Genomic DNA, 20904 nt, shown 5'->3' on the forward strand with positions numbered 1-20904 from the left:
TTTCCCAACCATGCCCACTTCGATGTTTCTTGCCCAATCCCCAGGGTCAAAGCCTAAAAAAGCATCCCAGGAAGTGCCAGCAAGTAATCCTCAAATACCACCATTATTGTTGGTAACTTTTGGAGGACTGGCTTTAGCAGTGATTGCTTTAATTGTGTATAGTAAGCTCCAGATGAATAAGCTGGAGAAAAAACTTAAGTTTGAACAATTCCGCACGCGAGAATTAGAGAAAAAATTTAAGCTGGCACTAGAAACAATTCGCAAGATGGAAACTAATCCCGATTTAGTCAACTCACGGGACTTTAACCTGGATTATTTGCGAATGCGGATGTCAGAAGAGGTGTTTCATTTTGCAATCCTTAATCAAGTGAAGATTCAGATTAAAGATAAAGTTTCTCAAGCTCTGCGTCCAAATCAAGCACAACTTGGATCAGTCGGAATTGCTAATAGCGCTGGACGGCAAGTAGATGAAATTTTTGATGTAGAGTATGAGACTGGTAGTCCAGGGGACTCTGCCAAGCGAGTTCTGTTTCGCATTCAAATCCGGTTAATGAAGTTACCGACGCAAGCAAGTTCTGCGACTATTAGTCAAATTATTGACTGTATAGAAACTTACCTAAGCCCCATAGAAGACGAAGATAGCTGGCAACCAACAATTCAAGGTCGGATTGCTACCATGCATTGGGATCAAAAGGCTAAACCTACGCCTTTACTGGTGCTAGAGCAATCGAATGAAGGCGTGAATGTGACTTTTCGGACTAATCGCCAACTAAATGCCCCAACTCCGCCAAAGCCACTTGGAATGAAAAAATCAGGCTCGGTTAGACAATAAATTATGGCTGTCATTAGTCATTTGTCCTTTTTCCTTTGTAGATACAAATGACCAATGACAAAAAATGACCCTTACGAGTAAATAGGCAATATTTATTTGCGTCACAACTTAGTTATCAGTTGTGATTTATCACATCCAAATCATGACCCAATAGCTGCATTGGGGGAATTACGGGTTAAAAGACCATCTTCCATTTCTACGATGCGATCGGCTATGTCTAAAATGCGGTTGTCGTGTGTCACTAATAAGATAGTAGTTCCCTGATTTTTAGCTAGACTCTGCATTATTTCCACGACATCGCGTCCTGATTGTTTGTCTAATGCAGCTGTTGGTTCGTCTGCTAGTACCAGTGGAGGACGATTCACCAAGGCGCGGGCGATCGCAATTCTTTGTTTTTGTCCACCAGAAAGGTTGTCTGGATAGTAATCAACTTGTTCTTCTAGACCAACAGACCCCAGCATGGCTTTTGATTTAGCCACTGCTTCTGTTTTAGAAATATTATTATTCAATTCTACCGCCATTTGCACATTTTGCTTCGCAGTCAAGAACCCTAGCAAATTGTGAGCTTGGAAAATATAACCAATGCTGCGTCGCATCTGCACCAGTTTGTTTTGACTGACGCCAACGAGTTCTTCACCTAAAAATTTCAAACTTCCCTGTTGTACAGATCGCAAACCACCAATTAAGCTCAGTAATGTTGTTTTACCTGAACCGGATGGCCCGGTCATAATTACAATTTCACCAGAATAAATTTCTAGGTTAATGTCAAACAATATCTGTTTTCTAAGTGCGCCTTTGCCATAGTAGTGATTGAGGTTTCTTATGGCAATAATAGGTTCTTTTTGGCTCATAAATTTGTTAGCTATAAGTTAATACTTTTGAAACAAAACTGTAGTGATTATCAAAAAAATATTATTATTAATTATAGATAATAATAATTAATAATAATATCTTCTAATTAATATTTAATTAACTAAAAGATATCTGCTGGATCGGCAGAACGTAATTTTCGGACTGCGATCGCACCAGAAATAATACACATGAGCATTGTCAGAATCAACACCATTACCGCCCGATCAAAACTCATAGATACTGGTAAAAGTGTCGCCTCTCTGGCGGTTTTATACATAAATAAAGCAAAAATAATTCCAGGAAAATATCCTAAAACTGATAATAACAAAGCCTCTTGAAGAATGACTGTCAATAAATAGTTTTGTGTATAACCTATTGCCTTGAGAGTAGCATACTCAGCTAAGTGGTCTGCAACTTCTGTATAAAGGATTTGATAAACAATTACAGTCCCTACAATGAAACCCATGACAGTCCCTAATGTGAAAATAAAGCCAATAGCTGTACTATTTGCCCAATAATTCCGCTCAAAATCAATAAATTCTTGCTTAGTTAAAACATTTACCTCGTTAGGTAAATAATTTTGTAATTGTTGGACGGCAACTTTAACATCTGCTCCCGGTTTTAATCTAATTAACCCAATATCAATTAATCCTGGTTGACGATTGTTGAATATTCGCAGAAAGTTAATATCACTTGTAATTAAATTTCCATCTGCACCAAATGATGCACCTAATGTAAATAGTCCTCCTACTTTAATTCGCCGCCTTCGTACTTCTGCTATTACAGTCTTTCCTTGCTCATAATTAGCAGCGATTGGGCCATACTCCACTCTAGAAGAACGGTCAAATAAAACTACATCAGGCAGTTTAAGTTTATCTAAATTCTCCTGAACTCCAGGTAAGTTAACTAGGTTATTCTCTGGGTTCATTCCAAAGATAAGGATACTACGAGGACGGCCTGTTACAGGATTTTTCCAGACTGTATAGTCCAAATATATAGGATGTACTGATTGTACTACGGGTAAATCTAAAGCTTTATATAACCGCCGTTGAGAAAAGCTCCTCATTGCCAGAACAGCACTAGATTGACTATTGATTAAAACAATATCGCCCTGCAAGCTGCTATGAAATCGAACGTTACTATAATACAAAGCATCCCGGAAACCGAGTTGCATAAACATCAAAATATCAGCAAAGGCAATTCCTGCCAAAGCCACAGCTAGGCGAGTTTTTTCCCTTGTCAGTTGTAGCCACGACAGAGGTATTTTTTGATTCATGTTATAGGCATCCAAGCACAGTTATCAATTACAGTAGAATTCAAAAGTCATTCAATTTTTGATTCTAAATTTTGGATTGAAGGATAAATCTAAAATCTCAAATTGGCAGATTCAGGGGTAAAACAGTCTTTATATCTCAATCGGGTTTAGTTAAGGCTAAAATTCTTTATTTTTTGAACGTAGATGCAAAGTGGCTTCCCGCAGGGTAGGACACAAAGAAAAAAGTTAAAAGGGTTTAGTGCAGCCTCACAAAGAAATGGTATTAACTGAACTTATTGGCTTTGAAATATAGGTTTTGTACCTCACTTAATTGCAATTTATTGTAATTTATCAGACATTATTTATTGATTAAATAGCCTAATTAAAAACATTCTTAATCCAAAATATCAAATCATAAATTTGTATTACTGTTCACCTATAACTTGATTCGCTATTAATTTCGACAAGAACTTTAGCGTAAGTTAAACCCGAAACTTTCTGGCTATCTTCTGGAGGTAGAGCAATTTTCACTTCTACTACTCTGGCATCCACATCTGCTGCTGGATCTGTATTCAGCACATCTTTTTTACCAATTTTTCTGCCAATTTCAGTAACAGTTCCCTTTAATTCGTCGCTAAATGCTCCATTATCGCTGCTGATAGTGGCGTTTTGACCAATACGCACTTTTCCAATACTGTCTTCAGCAACTTCAGCAATCACAAACATTTGGCTGGTTTGTCCAATTTCAGCAATACCATTTGCACCAATGGCTTCGCCTGACTTGGTGTAAACCTTTAAAATCTCTCCAGCTATTGGTGCTTGAACGTAGCTCAACCTCAATTCTGCTTCGGCTTTTCTAACATTTGCGATCGCATTACTAACTTGGGCTTGCGCTACTTGCACATCGGTAGGACTAACATCTAAAATTTTGCTCAGTTTGGCCTTTTCTTCATCGATTTGTCTTTGCAAAGTTGCTAAAGTTTTGTCACGGTTAACTTTGGCTTCGATTAGCTGCTGTTGCAAAGTTGCTGAATTTTGTATTTGGTTAGCTCTAGCCTCAGCAACTTGCTGTCGTAGGGTTGCTAATGTCTGCTTTAGCGTAGCTTGGCTTTCGGCAACTTGCTGATTAGAAGTTACTGCACTCAAGCGTCTCCTGTCCCGCTCTTGCTGAGAAATTGCACCTTCTCTGTATAAAAAATCATAGCGTCCGGCATCGACTTGGGCATTGCGCTGTTCGGCTCGGACACGTCCAACTGTGGCTCTTAGGACATCTCTTTGCCCACTGAGTTCAGCTTCTAGGCGATTCACGGTTGCTTGTTGGACGAGTTTACCCCCACTAAACTGAGCTGCAACCCGCGCGATCGTCGCTTGTTGAGCATCCCTTTCCCCAACAAACTGCGCTTGTAGGCGAGCAATAACTGCTCTTTGGGCTTGAATATCTCTTGGAGATCCGGCTCTGATTTGCGCTAAATTCGCACGGGATTCTTGCACCTTGGCTTTTGCCTCTTCTAGTCCGGCTATTTGGGAATCGCGGTTATCCAAAATTGCCACAATTTGGCCTCGCTTTACCTGTTCACCCTCTCTCACCAGAAGTTGCTGAATTCGTGACGATGGCGCTAATCCTGAGGATGGGGCGGACAATTTAACAACTTCGCCTCGCGGTTCCAAACGCCCTAAAGCACTAATGCTGTTGGTAGATGGCATTACGGGTGCAGATGTAGTTAGTTTTTTCAGTTGCTCGATTTTAGCTGTACCTAGTATCCCAGCAGCTATTACTACTGGCACAGCTACAGCGATACCCCACCAAATCTTAGGTTGTTCATGATTAAGTGGCCGCTCACTTGGCTTTGGCTTTTCAGTCACCCTTGACATAGTATGTTGCCCGTTTACCTGAATTGTGCTGATGGAAGTAAAAATAAAAGGGTTTTTAATTAACAGCCAGCCGTTTAGGACAAACAACAGTGGTTTAAAGCTGGGTATGGCTTAAAATCCATTGTGTGATGAACGCTCAACACTATGGTTTTGCAAAATGGTGTTTTCTATAGCGTAGGCGTAGCCCACCGTAGGCATCGCTGGTTTGTATGCAATACAGTGACCTCACTTCCATTCCTCTCTCCTAAAAAGAGGAGCCACTGCGCCCTTGCGTGCCGACTTGTTCGCTCTTAGCGTTCCCGCTCTTTAACACGTGGCGTTAGAGGCTTCGAGGCTTACTCCCCAACCTTGCAGGGTTGGGGCTGAGGTTAGGTCTGTATTGAAACCTAGAAGCGCTATAGTAGCTGGCTATTTAATAACTCTGAGTATTATTGAGACATGAGTGCAATGGGAGTTAGCAGAATTCACAAGCAGTATGAATCTAGATGTATAAACGTGATATATCGCGTCTCTACACAAAATCCTAAATTGGTATGATGCGGTACTGTACTGCTACATTCACTACGGCTACAGTTAGTCACAAAATTGAAAAGAAATATCAAAAATAGACTGTTGCCTTCGTGGGATACAATCTTGCTACAAAAGTTAGTCTTCCTTAATTGAATCAATGATTAACTAACTAAAAAATATCTGTTCACCCTGAGCGTTCGCGTAGCGTCTCGCAGAGAAGTCGTTGGCGTAGCCTCTCGTAGAGAAGAGTTAACTTGAGCGTTCTTAACATCAGAGTTTCCTTAACTTTCTAGTCAATGAGTTAGCTGTCTCTAATTGCTTGCACCTACCAAGACAACAAACCATTTTGTAATATTCACTTCAAAGACCTGACTATTTTCCCTGCTGCTGTTTTGGGACTCCATTAAACTCTCGTTGAATGAATTCTACATTTATCCGTTACGCGAAAACGTAACAGAGCTTACAGATGGGCAACTGTGAGTCTGGAAGGAGATCAGGGAGATGATTAATTTGGCAGGTCGAATAAAACTGTGGTCATGTAATGTTCTGCCCAAGCTGGGCCAAAGGCTTTTTCTAGTACGCGGCGGGTTTTATCGTTTTGTTGCTGTTTGGTGCAGTAGTTGTGTTGTCCGGCGATATTTTGTGTAACTTGTTCAACTGAAACAGGATGTGAGGCGATCGCTTGGGTGCAATGAATGTCTAAAAATTCTCGCACACGCGAGAGAAACATTGTTTCTTCTTCTGGGGAACTAGGGCGGACAAAGATGCAATAATCCGAAAAAATATTTCCCCATTCAGGTAATTCACGGGGTTGGGAAAAGTTAAGCACTGTTAGCTGTGTTAGTGCAGAAGTATAAGATTCTGGTAAGGTGCGCTCTAAGTGAATCGGAGAAAGGTCTGCGATCGCTGCACTAATTTGACCTCTACCCCCAACTAAATCGCAACCAAACATCGGCAGGTTGTATTCTGGACGGGGAAACATGACGCAGTGCAAAATATCCAGCATATTTCCGATTTTCGCCAGTTCCAAGTGCATTTTCCGAAACTGGGGCGTTTGATAGCAGCGATTTTCAATTGTCAGTTTTTCGCCTTCTAGTCTACCTTCCACATACCCCAACTCATCAGGCAAATGATAGGGCGATAGATCCAGGTGCTGATGCCAAGCTGCCTCAATACAATCAGCTAGCTGACGAATTAGGGGATGTTGTTGCTCACGCAGCGAGGGCATAGAAGTAAATGACATATTCTAGTTGGGAATGCGATCTAGTAGCCAGTCTACAACCTGTTGTGCCACACCTGTCGTGGACTGCAATATAAGCAAACACTTGATGGGCATTGGGGAGCCACTGCGTTGCTGGGGTTCCCCCGGTTGTACCCCTACGGGAATCTTGCTAGCAAGAGCGTCTTTGACAGGAGAAGCAAGTGGCGTCATTGGGCAAATGACAAAAGCCAAAGGACTATTGCCACAAATCAGTGACATCGTATCCCAATTCCCCTAGCATGTGCCGTAGCAAGGGTAAACTGAGTCCAATTACATTGCTGTGACAGCCTACGATTTTTTCGACAAAGAAACTACCAAAACCCTCAATGGCAAAGGCTCCAGCACATTTGAGGGGTTCACCTGTGGCAACATAGGCTTTAATTGCGCGATCGCTCATTTCACCAAAGTAAACTTTTGTAACTTGAGACTTGACTATAGTGCGGTTTTGGTCAAGGTCAATTAAAGCGTGACCTGTGTACAAGTCGCCAAAGTTACCTTGCATTATCTGCCAACGGGCGATCGCTTCAGAGAAGTCTGCTGGTTTACCGTGAATTTCACCATTGATAGACAAAACTGAGTCACAACCCATAATCAAAGCCGATTCAAACTGCGGGGCTACAGTTTCCGCCTTATATTGGGCAAGAGTTTTGACCAATTCTGCTGGTTCACTTAATTGGATTTGCGACTCATCAAAGTCACTAGGTCGAACTATCGGTTCAATACCAACAGTTTGCAGCAAGCGGCGTCGGGCTGGGGAAGCTGAGGCAAGTACAAAAGGTGGAATTTTCATGATCTGACAAACTTGGTAATTTGGGATGGGGCATTGGCATTGGGGATTGGTGATTAAGTTTCTTCTCTATCCCCTATTCCCTATTCCCCACTCCACAATTAATAGACAGAAAAAGAATTGACAACCTCATCAATCATTCCTTTAACTCTCTGCCAGCGTTTTTCAGGAATTGAGGCATTAAAGGTAAAAAGCTTACCACGGCTAACAGCGACGCTGGCGATGTTGTGTCGTTCCTGTTGATTGGGGAGTTTAACCTCATACTCTAAAAGGTAGTATGTTTTACCGTCTACTTCTCGCTGTGCGGCATTAACTAATTCAGCTGAACGACCAGAGTCAGGAGGCGCTAGAGCTGCTTTTCCTAACTTATATCCTACTTCTGTTGGGGTTCCCAATTCTGACAAAGTTTTACCTTCTGGAACTGGGCTAATCACAACCGAAACATTTTCAGACACCTCAATCAAATCGTGGAAAACTACATCTGGCCCGTTGGCAACTTTAACTTGCAGCCAGCCGTTAGGATATAAAAACTGATAGCCATCACTAGTGTCTACAAAGCTTTTGAGTCCAACCGCAGCCGCTACACCAGAATTACTCAGGCTGAAGCTCAACACCAATAGCAAAATTAATACAATTCGTTTCCACATTTCTACAGATTCCTTTGGGCTGGAGACAACACCAAGCAAGCATCATTTCTCGTTTTTATTCTCCCACCAACCGGGACGCTTCGGATGACGCATTAGATGGGGAGGGATTAATGCCCAAATGTCGGCAAATACTCCCTGGTGTCTCGCCTTACTGATGAAGCGGTGGGAAATGCGTCAACGTAGCTCGTCGTAGACATCGCTAACTTAAAATTTTACCAGTTTCAGCCCTACGCGCCTCGAAATGAATTCCAAGGCTAATAGCTCAAGTCAGATCAAGCTGACTGGAAGATTTTTTACCATTGCGGGAATAATAGAGGCAGTAAATTTCATCAAAAACAGCACGTACATGGCTCTGTGGCGACTTTATTATCATCTTATTTGGGCGACAAAAGAGCGACAGCCAATAATTACCGTTAATGCGTTACCCTGCATTAAAAACGCTACGTTTTTACGCAAAACTGTACTTAGTCAGCTTAAACTGACTTGAGCTATGAGCCTCAGAATTCATTCTGAGGCGGACTTGTAGTCAAACCAATATTCCGCAATTATCATAATGTCCAATCTCGCGCCTGAACCATCACCCGCCATAGGTTAGAAACTTACGGCTAATAGCGAAAGTCATCTCAAAGATGACTAAATCAGTAGTAACTACTAAAGAAAAGTTAATCGAGAATATAAAAACCCCGACTTGATAGCCGAGGTAGATGGGAGAAGTCTAAATGTCGATGAGATATAGCGATACAGAAATCTTATTTTCTTAGCTAACACCAGTTAGGTAGTTATGTTTGGGCTTTGCTAAGTTATGTAAATAAATTTAACAAAAAGATTATAAATAGTCAATTGGACTTGACAAAAAAAGACTAATAGCTTTTATAAGAGCGACTTATTAGGGACAGTATAGGATTATTTTTGGAGGTGTGGTAAGTAAAGTAGGGAAAATAAAACGGCTTACCGGCTAAGATAGTGGGATGAAAATGAGAACCCATCCGCTTTCGGGAGTCGAAAAACTGAGCGATTAGCTGCATTAGGACTTACCCAAAATATCTCTCAAACTCTCATTTCTCTGTGACCTCTGCGCCTCTGTGGTTCGATTTTCCGTTAGCTGTGCGTAAGTCCTGTGCATAAATCAAAGTAGTCGGAATTAAGCCAGAGATTTGAAAAGCTAGCTACTAGATCACCAAAGTCTTTACAATTCCCTTGTTGACTCAAAAAGTATTTCTCGACCTATGACGAATCAAGCTCCTATCCCGGTTATTGTCAACGGTGCTGCTGGTAAAATGGGACGTGAGGTGATTAAGGCGGTGGCGCAAGCGCCTGACTTAAACCTAGTGGGTGCAATTGACCACAGTTTGGAACATCAAGATAAAGACGCTGGAGAGTTGGCGGGTTTAAGCGAACCCCTGGAAGTGCCAATTACCAATCAATTAGAACCGATGTTGGGGTATGTGGCTGGCGACAGACACTCTCCTCCAGGGGTGATTGTAGACTTTACCCATCCCGATTCAGTTTATGACAATATTCGTAGTGCGATCGCTTACGGTATTCGTCCTGTAGTCGGCACCACTGGGTTAAGTCCAGAACAAATCCAAGACTTGGCAGACTTTGCCGACAAAGCTAGCACTGGTTGTCTAATTATTCCTAACTTCTCCATTGGCATGGTGCTGTTGCAACAAGCCGCAGTCGCAGCCTCAAAATATTTTGACCATGTAGAAATTATCGAACTGCATCACAACCAAAAAGCTGATGCTCCAAGTGGTACTGCCATTCAAACGGCGCAGTTATTAGGAGAATTGGGTAAAACTTTTAACCCTGCTCTTGTAAAAGAAACGGAGAAATTACCAGGAGCTAGGGGCAGTATAGCAGATGAAGGGATTAGAATTCATAGCGTCCGCTTGCCAGGATTGATTGCCCATCAGGAAGTTATTTTTGGCGCAGCAGGACAGATTTATACTTTACGACATGATACGAGCGATCGCGCTTGCTATATGCCAGGAGTGCTACTAGCGATTCGCAAAGTCTTAGCGCTAAAGTCGTTAGTATATGGATTAGAAAAGATACTTTAAACTTTAAACTCACTATTGGGCATTCATCACTCAGCACTCATGTTAGTACCACTGACTCGCCAGAAATTTGAACAAGTTGTCCCTCTAATTGCCACTGGTTTGCAGTACAAGTACTACTGGGGGAAGTTCTCAAATTTTTTGCAACGGCTGTTAATTTCTGTAGTTGCCGTAGTTGTTATTTTGCTTGTGACAGTCGTTTTTAGGCTTCCTTTTGCTTCAATAGTATTTGTGCTGGGGATACTTGGCGCTTTTTTTTGGCTGTGGTATCCAGTGTTTCAAGCAAGTATGCGGAATTTGCAATGCCGCCGTTATAAGTATGGCGGCTTTTTCCGTGGTCGAGTGCTAGATTGGTGGATTACAGACCAGTTGATGGGTAAAACCGAAACAGTCAACAGCAAAGGCGAATTAGTGATTGTAGAAAACCGAGAAAAACAGATTAACTTAGAGGTGGGTGATGACACAGGATTTAGTATTGAGTTTGTAGCACCATTACGTCCTGCCCACAAAGTTATTACTCGTGGTCAAATTGCAGAAATGGTAGTGATGTCAAATCGCTCAGATTTGAGCAGTATTGAAGAATTCAGCGATATATACTTTCCCAGTCGTGACCTGTGGGTTAGCGATTATCCTTATCTGCGGCGGGATTTCTTTAACGAAATCGGTCGTCGCTTGAGTGAAGACCAACAACAAAAGCCACGTCGGCGGCGTCGAAGAGTAGAGGATTAAAGAAGTAAAGCAGGCAGAAGTATGTAATCACTATAGGCTTCTCTTTCAGACACATGCAAAGGACAGACCGACACTAATTATGAGCCACCTATTGCAGAGATTTTGGTAGTTTGCTCTCAACCGCAAGACTTCCTGATAGTCGCCCATGAGATTCGGGCATTTGGATTCAGCATAAATTATCTCCTCCCCCGTGCCTTTTGCCTTCTTGCTAACGGGAGCATCCGACTTTGATGAGTTTCCCTTTCAAACGATAGGTCATTGACCCACAAACAAAACCTCCCGACTTAGGCTCTACATAAGTCCGCCGAGGCGGATTTTGTTTAGCTAGCCGCGATTTCCAATTGCCAGATATTTTTTTTAGAGTGGGATGCTTACTTAAAAACTCTGAGTTTGCAACAATATCGTGAGGTCCTTTAACACTTACCTTAGAACTATTGATGTAGATATTATAATCATAAATCACGTTTTTATTTTTATTGTTACCGTTGATATTCTTGCCAGGATAAGCATAGAGAATGTTCCTTAAAATTTTGACATCAGATGACACATTGCCAAATATTTGCCCATCTTTAATTTCTGGACTTTGATTATTTAAAACAGCTGTGTTATTGACGATATCAACATGCTCACTTAAAAATGTATGAATCCCTGAACCACCATTATTAAATGTCAAATTATTTTGAATTAAAGTCCGTCCTCCATATGCATCCAAATTTGGGTTCTGATCATTTCTGGAAGTATCGATAATAATGCCATTACCATCTGTGATCTTTCCCACCGCAATCCAAGGGATGTACATGCGATTGTTATATACCTTGTTGTTGGTCACGAACATCTTGTATCCCCGGTTGGTGTCAGAATTCCAATTGCTTCCCATCGAAATGCCACTGCAACCATAAACACTATACCAGGCATTATTGAACACAGTGTTATTATCTACCTTCACATAATCAGCCTGTAATGCTCCGATACCTGCTCCTCCACAGTCATGCACTTTGTTGTTCAGAATACGGATATGACGAACATGACCATTGGCTCGTCCGTCCATGTTTATGCAGTTTCCGCTTGTAAGCGGATTTGATCTATTACTCTTTTGACTTAATGCATAAGCAAGGGTAATATTGGCATTGTTTCCTATAACTTCCAGCCTGTTGATCTCGATATATGAAGCTCCATTTGAAATCAGAATACCATTCCATGTATTGTGTTTAATTTTTGGGTAATGACCAGGATATGCTTTATACTTAATCCATGCTTTTGCGGTTCCAGAACGTTTAATACTTACTACGCTCGGAGCTTTGGCTAAATTTGTATATACTCCGTTCATAATCAATACAGTATCGCCAGGGTTAGTTACATCTGCTGCCTTTTGAATTGTCCTAAAGGCGGATGAAGTAGAGAGTCCATTATTTGTGTCATTTCCCTCACCACTGACATAATATGTTTTCGGAGTCGCCTTAATGCTGATTAGTTTGTGGTTGGGTAGGATGATTTCCTTGTTAGTGGGTACCTGACGGGCGTTTTCAACTAAAGATACTTTTATCCTTTCTTTCCCACCCAAAAGACTTAATACCACGGGAATTGCAAGAAATGCGATTAAACGGAAACGTTGAAATACCACAGGAAAAGGCTCCTTTATCGGCACTATTTAACAAAAATATCAGGTTATTTAGTAGTTTTAAATACTATTTGCCATAAAGGGAACGATAGAGCCGACTTTCCTAACTCCCCCGATTTCCATCTTGTCCATAGGCTTGCCAAGCCAAGTCTACCAATCCATCAACGATCGCAGCTGCTACAACTGCATTACCTTTGCGACTATCAATTGTAATGTGAGGCACTAGAGAGTCTTGTAAGCGCTCCTTTGCTTCATTAACATTTACAAATCCCACTGGAGTCGCAATTATCAAAGCAGGTCTAATTTCCTCAGCTTCAATTAAATCCACTAGTGCTGTTAGTGCTGTTTGTGCTTGACCCACCACAAAAATGCCCTCTGGATAACGCTTTGCTAAAGTTTCTATTCCCCATGCTGCCCGAGTTTTTTCTTTTTGAGGGCGTGTCAGAGCTTCCATACTGCAATACACCGGATTGGCAAAGGTGTTTTGAATCTCGTAGGCAATACCTACTTGTACCATTGGCACATCAACCACAATCGTGGTACGCGCGGCTAGTGCTGCTGCTCCAGCTTGCAAGGCACGCTCAGAGAAACGAATCAAAGACTTATACTCAAAGTCAGCTGTAGAGTATATTACCCGACGCACAATCTCATACTCTGCTGGTGAAAAAACATGATTTTCAATTTCACTATCAATGATTGCTAAACTTTGAGCATCAGTTACGTGCCATTCCATTTTTGTTGAGCTTCTCAAATATTAGCTTTCAGCTTATCAGCTTCAGAGAGTTAGGAGTTAGGAGTTATAAGTTAATTAAAAACTCATAACTTTAACTCAGCACTTATAACTCATTACTAGAAGAAGACCGACTGAAAATAGGAGATAAGTAGGCAACCAAGACGCCAATAATAAACCCAGAGATATTGCGAACTAGAGGTAACCAGTCGCTTGTGCGTGTCACCACTGGCCCAATACCAAAGGCAATAAACAAGATTCCCCACAAAGGTGAGAAAATTAAAGCCCATTGCCAAGCGAAAACTTGTCCTTTCTCGCGGGGTTGAGCTGCAAATCCACAAATCACCCCACCAATAACTGAGCTAATCAAGGTGAGAATCCATTGCTCTCGTGGCAGTCCGGGGACAACATTGCAACCACCCTTGAGTAAACAGCCTTTAACCGATTCTAAGGCTTGCAGAATGGCTTGGTCTTCGCCTTGTTCGCGGACAAAGTACAAATTACCAAAGCGGGTTTGTAGTTCTATCCAGAAAGTCCGGGGTAAAAGTTTATAAACAGCATCGCCAACGCTAAAACTGAGGATGTTACCGCCACGAGAATCGGCAACTAGTAGAATGCTTTTGTCATCCAAACCCCAATATTTTATGACTGCCCGACCTGGGGTGCGGTCATACTGGGTTAATACTCGCAATTTCCAACCCGTATCGGTTTCAAACTGCTCTAAATCTTTGACAAGCTTTTCTTCTTGCAGCACAGGAAGAGATTTTGCTAAGTCTACAACTGGGGTAAAGGTGTTAGGGAGTAAGTCAGGATTGTCATAAGCCAGTGCTGGGGGAGAGTGCATGACCCAAATTGTCCCAGCCAGGAAAAATACTGCGATAGATAACAGAATTCGTCGCCAAAAACAAGATTGCATGGACGTTTTTATACAAATATCAACGGTAAAAGTGAACAAGTTGTTTTAAAAGAGTACTGGAAAAGTGATACTTCTTTACACTTGTTTACTTTACTCTAATCTAAGGGATCAAAGCAAAGGGTTTTTGGGAATCGGGCATTGTGGAATGGGGACTTGGGAATGCAATCTCTGATAAATTAATATAAAGTGCATTTTGTCAATCAGTTAAAATACTCAAAACCTCTTTAATAAAATGATAATCGTGGCTGGGGAGAGGGGTAGGTGGCAAGCGTCGCTTGCCACCTACCCCTGCTTTTGATCATCATTATTGGCAAAGTTTTTAACAACTCAAAATTGACTAAGCCATAACGGAGTTCCCTATAGAATAAAAAGGGAATGATTAGAGGTGAGAGATGACTAATAAAGAATTATTAATAGTTCTGGATCTGAGCAAGAGTCAGAAGATCCACAAAATTAATAACACCAAGATAATTCGCGATTAATCATCGCGAATTATCTTGATTCTTTTATTTTTTCCAAATTGGGATGCTCCCCCTGAGAAGTTAAGCGGACAGTATTTTATTATACTCTCATGACAGTAATAAAAGAACGTTGCTTAATCTTATCTTTATAAAAGCTTAAACAGAAATTAAGTATTTTGTAACTTTAAACACATAATTTTATTTTACTATTTATTGGATAAAAGCAAAAAAAGGGATAACTATCGTTCCTCCCTAACGCTACAAAGACAGGCAGTCAACCATAAGGGAAACCCTTAGCCCTGTCAAAGTGACAAATAGCCGGATAATAATGTTATGCGATCGCAAACTTAGGACTTACGCACTGTACAAAATGACTATCAGGTGTATTAACCAAAATTGGTCGTTTCAAAGTATTGACTAGTACCATCGCTGGCTAATAGTCAAAAAATCAAACTTGAATGCCTGAAAACCCAGATTCATATTTAATACTTTTTTCAATGCGTAACTCCTAAAACTAAAAAGTAGCAAAGAATATGGTAAATACTGAGTGCAATATTTGAGCGTTTTGTACTCATAAAGTCCAATTAATGTGATGGTTCGGAGGCTTATGAAAAGAGTATCCGCACCCCAAAGAATCAATCGGATATTTGAGTTATGTCTATTAACTTATCACCGTCCAAAGTAACGGAAAATTGGTTTCAGATTAACCAGCGTTATTTGATGAGGGCGATCGCCCGCGTGGAAGAATTCTTACAAAGTCATATTTTTCAGGCAGAAGATACTCTTGATAATGAAAATCTGGAGAGATGGAAAGAATTTAGAGAACCAGCTTACAAGTCTGATAACTTTCAAGATGATGAAGATAATTTTTACGCTACTGCTATTGCCAACGAAACACTATCGGCATTAGAACAGTTGGTTAACATTTTTGACTTATCGCCATTTGAGCAGGACATACTGTTGTTGTGTGCAGGAGCAGAACTGGATCGGAATTGGTCGTTACTATTTGTTAAGGTTCAGGGCAATCATCAGCAGTATTATCCTACTTTTAGTTTAGCTTTAGAGGTGTTAGGCGAAGCACATTGGAGTGCACTGATGCCTAACGCCTCGCTACGTCGATGGCGATTAATTGAAGTTGGGGCAGGTAATACTCTCACTACCAGTCCATTGCGGATTGATGAACGGATATTGCATCATCTTATGGGAGTACAACATTTGGATGAGCACTTGAGGGAGATTGAGTTATCAGTACCAGAGACGGCTTATTTGGTGTCGTCCCACCAAGAAATAGCAGAGCAGTTGGCACATATTTGGTTACAGGCATTAAATGAGACAGAAATTTTGCCAGTTTTGCAATTATGTGGAGCAGAAGTAGCGAGTAAATCAGCGATCGCCTCCACAGCTTGTGGCTTTTTAGGCTTGAAATTATACGCTATTTCTGCTGAATCAATTCCTACAAACACTAACCAAATAAATTTAATCAAGTGTCTGTGTGAACGGGAATGGATGTTAAGCGATCGCGTGCTTCTGCTAGATTGTGATGACTTAGAAACAATGGAAGCAAGCTGAGATAGTGGGATTGCCCGTTTTATCGAAAGCATTAATTGTCCTTTAATTATTACCAGTCGCGATCGTCGCCGTCAAAGGCAACGTCCCTTAATTACCTTTGATGTACATCAACCCACTTCCTCTGAACAGCAGTTGATTTGGCAAAATACTTTGGAGAACATCACACCCAGTTTTCAAGGCCACATAGAAACTTTGGTATCTCATTTCAGCTTCAGTCCCACAGACATTCAGACTGCTTCTTTGAGACTAAAAAGCCTAGTTAAAAAAGTAGAGGGACAGAGGGATAGAGAAACAGAGGAGAGTATAGCTTCGACTTCTCCCCATCTCCACCTTTGGGATATTTGTCGCAACCAAGCACGTCCGCGTCTAGATGAGTTAGCTCAACGAATTGAGCCATCTGCTAGTTGGAACGACTTGGTATTACCAGAAAAAGAGGAGCGAATCCTGCACGAAATTGTCGCTCATGTAGCACAACGGACAAAAGTGTATAAGAGTTGGGGATTTGGGAGCAAAAGTGGGCGGGGACTGGGGATCAGTGCCTTGTTTTCAGGGGCTAGCGGTACGGGTAAGACAACAGCAGCGGAGTTGTTAGCTAAGGAGTTGCGATTAGACCTTTATCGTATCGATTTAAGTTCAATTGTGAATAAATATATTGGCGAGACAGAGAAGAATCTGCGACGAGTATTCGATGCAGCAGAAACTGGTGGCGTTATTTTATTATTTGATGAAGCAGATGCCCTGTTTGGGAAGCGATCAGAGATAAAAGATAGTCACGATCGCTATGCAAACATGGAGGTCAGTTACTTGTTGCAACGAATAGAATCTTATCGTGGTTTGGCGATTTTAACTACTAACTTGAAAAGTTCAATCGACCAAGCTTTCTTGCGCCGTCTTCGCTTTGTTGTGCAATTCCCATTTCCAGATGCAAACCAAAGAGCAGAAATTTGGCAGCGTGTTTTCCCCAGTCAAACACCGACCGAAGGGCTAGACTTCACCAAGTTAGCTCAACTAAGTGTCACAGGGGGTAATATCCGTAATATCGCTTTGAATGCAGCTTTTATTGCCGCAAATACTGGTGAGTCATTGGAGATGAAACACATTTTACAGGCTACTAGGAATGAATATATCAAACTAGAGCGATCGCTCACCGACACCGAGATCAATAGTTGGGTGTAGCCATTTACTTCAACATTTTACATTGAGAACATAGATAAATCCTCATAGGCTGCGTTCGCTCAACATCTGAAGCAGATACTTTATTTGGTAAGCGTTCAGAAGTAAAAGACAGCCATAAGCGCTATGTAAACATGGAGGATAGTTACTTGTTACAGAGGCTAGAAATTCACCAAAACTTGGGGATTTTGACTATTAACTTGGAAAGTTAAATTTAACTCCTTATTTACCAAGGTTTAATGTTTTATTAACTTAAAATATTAGACTTTAGTATAATTTACCTATGTAAATATTTAGATAAGTTTTGATATTATTTATCCTAAACTTCACAGATATTAAGTTTGGTAGGCAGCACTTAAGGAGACTTTAGAATGAAAGCGTTACAGACGAAAAAGTTTCTTGAAAAAAAATCCATTTCAGATGCTGTCATACCATTACAGTCTCCAATTAAGTCGCGTCCTTTTGTAGCGAACTCTGCCCCACAGAGTCAGGATTTGACCCAGAAACGGGAGAAAACAAAACAGCAAGGATTTAACTTTGCCCAGATTCCCATATTTCCTGGAATGAAACCAGCAATGCCTGAGATGCTTCAGCCAAAGCAAGCTGAACAGACACTCAAGGATCTGCCTGAAGTAAACCTAGCCCCCAGTAGCGGCGGTCAACCCATGCCGAAATTGGTGCAGCAGAAGATGGAAACTTCCTTTGGTACAGACTTTTCCGATGTCCGCATTCACGAAGGATCACAAGCAGAGAAGATAGGGGCGCAAGCCTATACTCAGGAAAAAAATATCCACTTTCGTCCAGGTAAGTATCAACCCACCACCCAGTCAGGTCAAGAGTTACTTGGACACGAATTGACCCATGTAGTACAACAACGAGCCGGACAAGTGACTGCGCCTCAATGCAAGGGAGTTGCTATTAATACCGACCCTCAATTAGAAACCGAAGCAGATGTACTAGGTGCAAAGGCAGCGCGGGGTGAGTCAGCACAAGTAACAAAGGCTGTGAGTTCTGGAGTGCAGCGTATGCAGACTCAGGGTAATGTTGTGCAGTGTATGCGTGATGGAAAACAGCGAGCATATCAGCCGTCTGGTAAGGAAGAGGATGATTCGGCTTACCTTGTGGATAGGGCTGCAATAGATGCAGTTCTGGAAGAATATTATACTGATATGTTAGATGAAGAGATATCTCAAGCCACTCCCAAAGAATTAGCAGAAATCGCCAGGGAAAAAGATAGTTTATTCAATCCTGTAGCTGTACAAATGCTAATGTCATATCAGAGACAAGAGCAGGCAGGGTCGTCCACTGATGCCCAAGGATCATCTCAAAATTCAGGCAACAGGCAATATACTCCAAAAGATTTACTTGATGAAGATAAACAAGAGGGTTCTTCTGGGCAAACTAACTCCCAAGATGTGCAGCAAGAAGAAGATAATAGACCTCTTGAGGAAGTGTTCGCGAGTATCGATCAACTGTTAACGGAGATTGAGAGGTATCTGCCTCCAGAGTCAGAACTGGAGAATCTGGCAGCCATACCACAGCAGGAACAGACACAGCAGCAAGCACCCCCGATACCAGCCCCCACGAGATCACTGCCCCCGATACCGCAACAACGGCAGCGACCACCAATACCTGTAATACCGGAACAGCAAGCGCAACAGATGCTAGCAATGAATAATACAGAAAGAGCGCAGCAAATTGCACAATTGCGGCGGTGGGAGGTACAACAGCATGTCATAGACACAATAGTGGAGCGATTCGACGAACTAAATCAGCAGCAAGCTGAAATTGAACGTCAGGAAAGTGAAATTACACGATTAGAAGGGAGAACTCCGCCACAAAGTCCACAGCAAGAACAGCCATCAGAAACACGGATGGCAAGAATAAAAAAAAGAATTGCTAAACCTTTTGACGATACCAAAGAGCCGAGAAAGGAAGTTGCAGATGGGATAAAGCAACACGAGACTTATTCAGATCAAACCAAAATTCTGGGACAGGATTCGAGCAAGTCTAATGTCGATCAAGTTCTGGGGCAGAATCTTCCCGCCAATGATAAAGACCCAAACAGTTACTTAAACCTTCCCCCTGGCGATACTGAAAAATTTGGAAATGATGCAGCCGTAATTGGCATGACTAGGGATGATGTGAAAGCTGTTGGTGGTTTGCTCCTATTTTCAGATTCTCTAAAGAAATTTAAGAGTGCATTTAGGGATAAGAAGAAGCCAAAAAGGGAAAGAATTGCAAATGCATCTGACGGTTTAGGTAACATGACTTCTGCTGTTACATATACTGGAATAGTAGGAACTCAAGCACGAAAAGGTGCGGAACATCATCAGAATGTGTCGCCTACTACGTCTGGATCAGGAGCAATAGCCGCTGTTAAACAAGGGGGTACAATAGGAGGTACGTCGATCCCCTTTGATGTCGGGAAGGCAGCAGCTAGCGTTTTGACAACTGTGCCAAAGCTAATCATTTATACCGATGCTGGTCTGAAAGCTGCTCAAAGAGAGAACTTTGGCGGTCACAAATCTATCGGTAGGGGTGTTAAAAACGTTGCAGACTTGACAAAATCGGCAGCAGGTGCAGTTAAAGATGTTGCTAGTTTAGCAAACAATGCTGGTGCAGCAGGAGGGGCACAAGGAGCGCAAATAATTGCCGGAGGGGCGATCGCTCCTGCTGCTGCTGCGGTAGTAGGTAGTGCAGAGGCTATCCAAGGAGGCTACAAATTTAAGAAGGCTTACAAGAATAAGAAAAATCTAGCCGAAATAGGGGACTCACCGACACTAGATCAACTTGAGACATTAGATCAACTTAAAGAAATACAGAAAAAGAAAATGAAGCGTGCAGCCATAAATACTGTTCTTGGTAACGTAACACTAGCTGCTGGGGTTGTAGGGTTCAGTGCTGGCCCACCAGGATTAGTGGCTGCTACTGCTATGGGTGCAGGTGTTGGAGCCTTCCAAATTGGACAATGGGGAACAAGAAAACTTAAGCAGAAAATGCGGGACAAGGGAGTTAAAGGATTCGATAATACTAAGACCACAGAGAGGAAAAATCAGGTTAGGAAGGAACTTGCCGGAGATACTCTCACTATGCTAGAAGGAGCAAGCAACGAGGAAAAAGAAACTATATTCTCTAGTATGGGCATGAATGGAAATAAAAAAGATAATGCAGTTCGAGAAGTCTACAATGATGTACTGAAAGAATATCTGGAGGCAGAAGAACTACAGCAGCCCACAAACGCAGTAAACCGAATATTAAAGTTGAAAGGGAACAAAAATAATTTGAAGCAAGAAGTGAGTTGGGATAAGTTGAGTAATAGCGATTTTCCAGCAGACTTTTCAAGGTTAGTGAAGAAAGCAGCGATCGACAAAGCTTTGAAGAAGCGTTGAAGAAGGTAGAAAGGAATAAACAAAAATAGTGGTACTAAACTTAGACTAAATTTGTGAGCAACTTTGTATGTACTTGGTTGATGACAGAAATTTGGAAACAAGCACATTTCTCCTAAAAAGACAGCTTCATTAAAATATGCTTTATCCGTTTTTCCAAATTGCTAAATACAATGCCGAAGTTTATCTATAAACAAAAATCGCTTTTTTTAAGCTGATAAAGTAGCACGTTTTGACACCGTA

The 20904-nt window shown here is 41.6% G+C and carries 16 protein-coding genes and 1 pseudogene; 7 read left to right on the top strand and 10 right to left on the bottom strand.

Going from position 1 to position 20904, the window contains the following annotated elements:
- The first annotated feature begins 10 nt into the window (after nt 1–10).
- A complete protein-coding gene (locus V7K46_RS22600; protein WP_335117015.1) occupies nt 11–832 on the top strand; it encodes a hypothetical protein in 822 nt (273 codons plus the stop codon).
- Between the two features lie 140 nt (nt 833–972).
- On the opposite strand, the gene V7K46_RS22605 is transcribed toward V7K46_RS22600, so the two are convergent.
- The 7 genes from V7K46_RS22605 to psbP all read right to left on the bottom strand — a co-directional run bounded on the left by V7K46_RS22605 (nt 973) and on the right by psbP (nt 8016).
- Entirely contained in the window at nt 973–1683 is a 711-nt protein-coding gene (locus V7K46_RS22605) for a DevA family ABC transporter ATP-binding protein (protein WP_335117017.1), read from the bottom strand.
- A 122-nt stretch (nt 1684–1805) separates the two neighbouring features.
- Entirely contained in the window at nt 1806–2960 is a 1155-nt protein-coding gene (gene devC, locus V7K46_RS22610) for an ABC transporter permease DevC (protein WP_335117019.1), read from the bottom strand.
- 411 nt (nt 2961–3371) lie between these two features.
- Nucleotides 3372–4811 carry an HlyD family efflux transporter periplasmic adaptor subunit gene (locus V7K46_RS22615; RefSeq protein WP_335117021.1) on the bottom strand — a complete coding sequence of 480 codons (1440 nt, stop codon included), beginning with the start codon at nt 4809–4811 and terminating at the stop codon, nt 3372–3374.
- Nucleotides 4812–5826: 1015 nt separating this feature from the next.
- Nucleotides 5827–6564: a phycocyanobilin:ferredoxin oxidoreductase gene (locus V7K46_RS22620; protein WP_334793554.1), complete on the bottom strand. Its 738-nt coding sequence runs from the start codon at nt 6562–6564 to the stop codon at nt 5827–5829.
- 3 nt (nt 6565–6567) lie between these two features.
- The gene (locus V7K46_RS22625) at nt 6568–6801 is read right to left on the bottom strand and encodes a hypothetical protein (protein WP_335117023.1); all 234 of its coding nucleotides are present in this window, start codon (nt 6799–6801) and stop codon (nt 6568–6570) included.
- A complete protein-coding gene (locus V7K46_RS22630) occupies nt 6779–7372 on the bottom strand; it encodes a Maf family protein (RefSeq protein WP_335117025.1) in 594 nt (197 codons plus the stop codon). Before V7K46_RS22630 ends, V7K46_RS22625 begins: the two co-directional genes overlap by 23 nt.
- Before the next feature lie 98 nt (nt 7373–7470).
- Nucleotides 7471–8016, bottom strand: coding sequence for a photosystem II reaction center PsbP (gene psbP / locus V7K46_RS22635; protein WP_334958049.1), 546 nt, complete (start codon nt 8014–8016; stop codon nt 7471–7473).
- Between the two features lie 346 nt (nt 8017–8362).
- Here psbP and V7K46_RS32155 point away from each other — a divergent pair.
- The 3 genes and pseudogenes from V7K46_RS32155 to V7K46_RS22645 form a co-directional block, all read left to right on the top strand.
- Nucleotides 8363–8434: pseudogene (locus V7K46_RS32155) on the top strand (IS200/IS605 family transposase); the annotation flags it as partial.
- A gap of 808 nt (nt 8435–9242) precedes the next feature.
- Nucleotides 9243–10079, top strand: coding sequence for a 4-hydroxy-tetrahydrodipicolinate reductase (gene dapB / locus V7K46_RS22640; protein ID WP_335117027.1), 837 nt, complete (start codon nt 9243–9245; stop codon nt 10077–10079).
- Between the two features lie 39 nt (nt 10080–10118).
- Entirely contained in the window at nt 10119–10805 is a 687-nt protein-coding gene (locus V7K46_RS22645) for a phosphate ABC transporter permease (RefSeq protein WP_335117029.1), read from the top strand.
- Nucleotides 10806–11013: 208 nt separating this feature from the next.
- Here V7K46_RS22645 and V7K46_RS22650 read toward each other — a convergent pair whose 3' ends face one another.
- The 3 genes from V7K46_RS22650 to V7K46_RS22660 all read right to left on the bottom strand — a co-directional run bounded on the left by V7K46_RS22650 (nt 11014) and on the right by V7K46_RS22660 (nt 14069).
- The gene (locus V7K46_RS22650; RefSeq protein ID WP_335117031.1) at nt 11014–12426 is read right to left on the bottom strand and encodes a right-handed parallel beta-helix repeat-containing protein; all 1413 of its coding nucleotides are present in this window, start codon (nt 12424–12426) and stop codon (nt 11014–11016) included.
- A gap of 100 nt (nt 12427–12526) precedes the next feature.
- Nucleotides 12527–13156, bottom strand: coding sequence for a precorrin-8X methylmutase (locus V7K46_RS22655; protein WP_273762167.1), 630 nt, complete (start codon nt 13154–13156; stop codon nt 12527–12529).
- A 103-nt stretch (nt 13157–13259) separates the two neighbouring features.
- Nucleotides 13260–14069: a TPM domain-containing protein gene (locus V7K46_RS22660; RefSeq protein ID WP_335117033.1), complete on the bottom strand. Its 810-nt coding sequence runs from the start codon at nt 14067–14069 to the stop codon at nt 13260–13262.
- A gap of 1115 nt (nt 14070–15184) precedes the next feature.
- Here V7K46_RS22660 and V7K46_RS22665 point away from each other — a divergent pair.
- The 3 genes from V7K46_RS22665 to V7K46_RS22675 all read left to right on the top strand — a co-directional run bounded on the left by V7K46_RS22665 (nt 15185) and on the right by V7K46_RS22675 (nt 20664).
- Nucleotides 15185–16099 (top strand): hypothetical protein, encoded by a 915-nt coding sequence (locus V7K46_RS22665; RefSeq protein ID WP_335117035.1) that lies wholly within the window; start codon nt 15185–15187, stop codon nt 16097–16099.
- 150 nt (nt 16100–16249) lie between these two features.
- Entirely contained in the window at nt 16250–17275 is a 1026-nt protein-coding gene (locus V7K46_RS22670; protein ID WP_335117037.1) for an ATP-binding protein, read from the top strand.
- A 368-nt stretch (nt 17276–17643) separates the two neighbouring features.
- The gene (locus V7K46_RS22675) at nt 17644–20664 is read left to right on the top strand and encodes an eCIS core domain-containing protein (RefSeq protein ID WP_335117039.1); all 3021 of its coding nucleotides are present in this window, start codon (nt 17644–17646) and stop codon (nt 20662–20664) included.
- Nucleotides 20665–20904: the final 240 nt, after the last annotated feature.

This window comes from Nostoc sp. (genome assembly GCF_036917395.1).
Classification (GTDB): Bacteria; Cyanobacteriota; Cyanobacteriia; order Cyanobacteriales; family Nostocaceae; genus Nostoc.

Bases quoted from the DNA above. Each gene is read 5' to 3' on its own strand.
- V7K46_RS22655 (WP_273762167.1), bottom strand. From the start codon at position 13,156: ATGGAATGGCACGTAACTGATGCTCAAAGTTTAGCAATCATTGATAGT.
- V7K46_RS22620 (WP_334793554.1), bottom strand. From the start codon at position 6,564: ATGTCATTTACTTCTATGCCCTCGCTGCGTGAGCAACAACATCCCCTA.
- V7K46_RS22605 (WP_335117017.1), bottom strand. From the start codon at position 1,683: ATGAGCCAAAAAGAACCTATTATTGCCATAAGAAACCTCAATCACTAC.
- V7K46_RS22645 (WP_335117029.1), top strand. From the start codon at position 10,119: ATGTTAGTACCACTGACTCGCCAGAAATTTGAACAAGTTGTCCCTCTA.
- V7K46_RS22615 (WP_335117021.1), bottom strand. From the start codon at position 4,811: ATGTCAAGGGTGACTGAAAAGCCAAAGCCAAGTGAGCGGCCACTTAAT.
- devC (WP_335117019.1), bottom strand. From the start codon at position 2,960: ATGAATCAAAAAATACCTCTGTCGTGGCTACAACTGACAAGGGAAAAA.
- V7K46_RS22660 (WP_335117033.1), bottom strand. From the start codon at position 14,069: ATGCAATCTTGTTTTTGGCGACGAATTCTGTTATCTATCGCAGTATTT.
- dapB (WP_335117027.1), top strand. From the start codon at position 9,243: ATGACGAATCAAGCTCCTATCCCGGTTATTGTCAACGGTGCTGCTGGT.
- V7K46_RS22600 (WP_335117015.1), top strand. From the start codon at position 11: ATGCCCACTTCGATGTTTCTTGCCCAATCCCCAGGGTCAAAGCCTAAA.
- V7K46_RS22675 (WP_335117039.1), top strand. From the start codon at position 17,644: ATGAAAGCGTTACAGACGAAAAAGTTTCTTGAAAAAAAATCCATTTCA.
- V7K46_RS22625 (WP_335117023.1), bottom strand. From the start codon at position 6,801: ATGTCACTGATTTGTGGCAATAGTCCTTTGGCTTTTGTCATTTGCCCA.
- psbP (WP_334958049.1), bottom strand. From the start codon at position 8,016: ATGTGGAAACGAATTGTATTAATTTTGCTATTGGTGTTGAGCTTCAGC.
- V7K46_RS22630 (WP_335117025.1), bottom strand. From the start codon at position 7,372: ATGAAAATTCCACCTTTTGTACTTGCCTCAGCTTCCCCAGCCCGACGC.
- V7K46_RS22665 (WP_335117035.1), top strand. From the start codon at position 15,185: ATGTCTATTAACTTATCACCGTCCAAAGTAACGGAAAATTGGTTTCAG.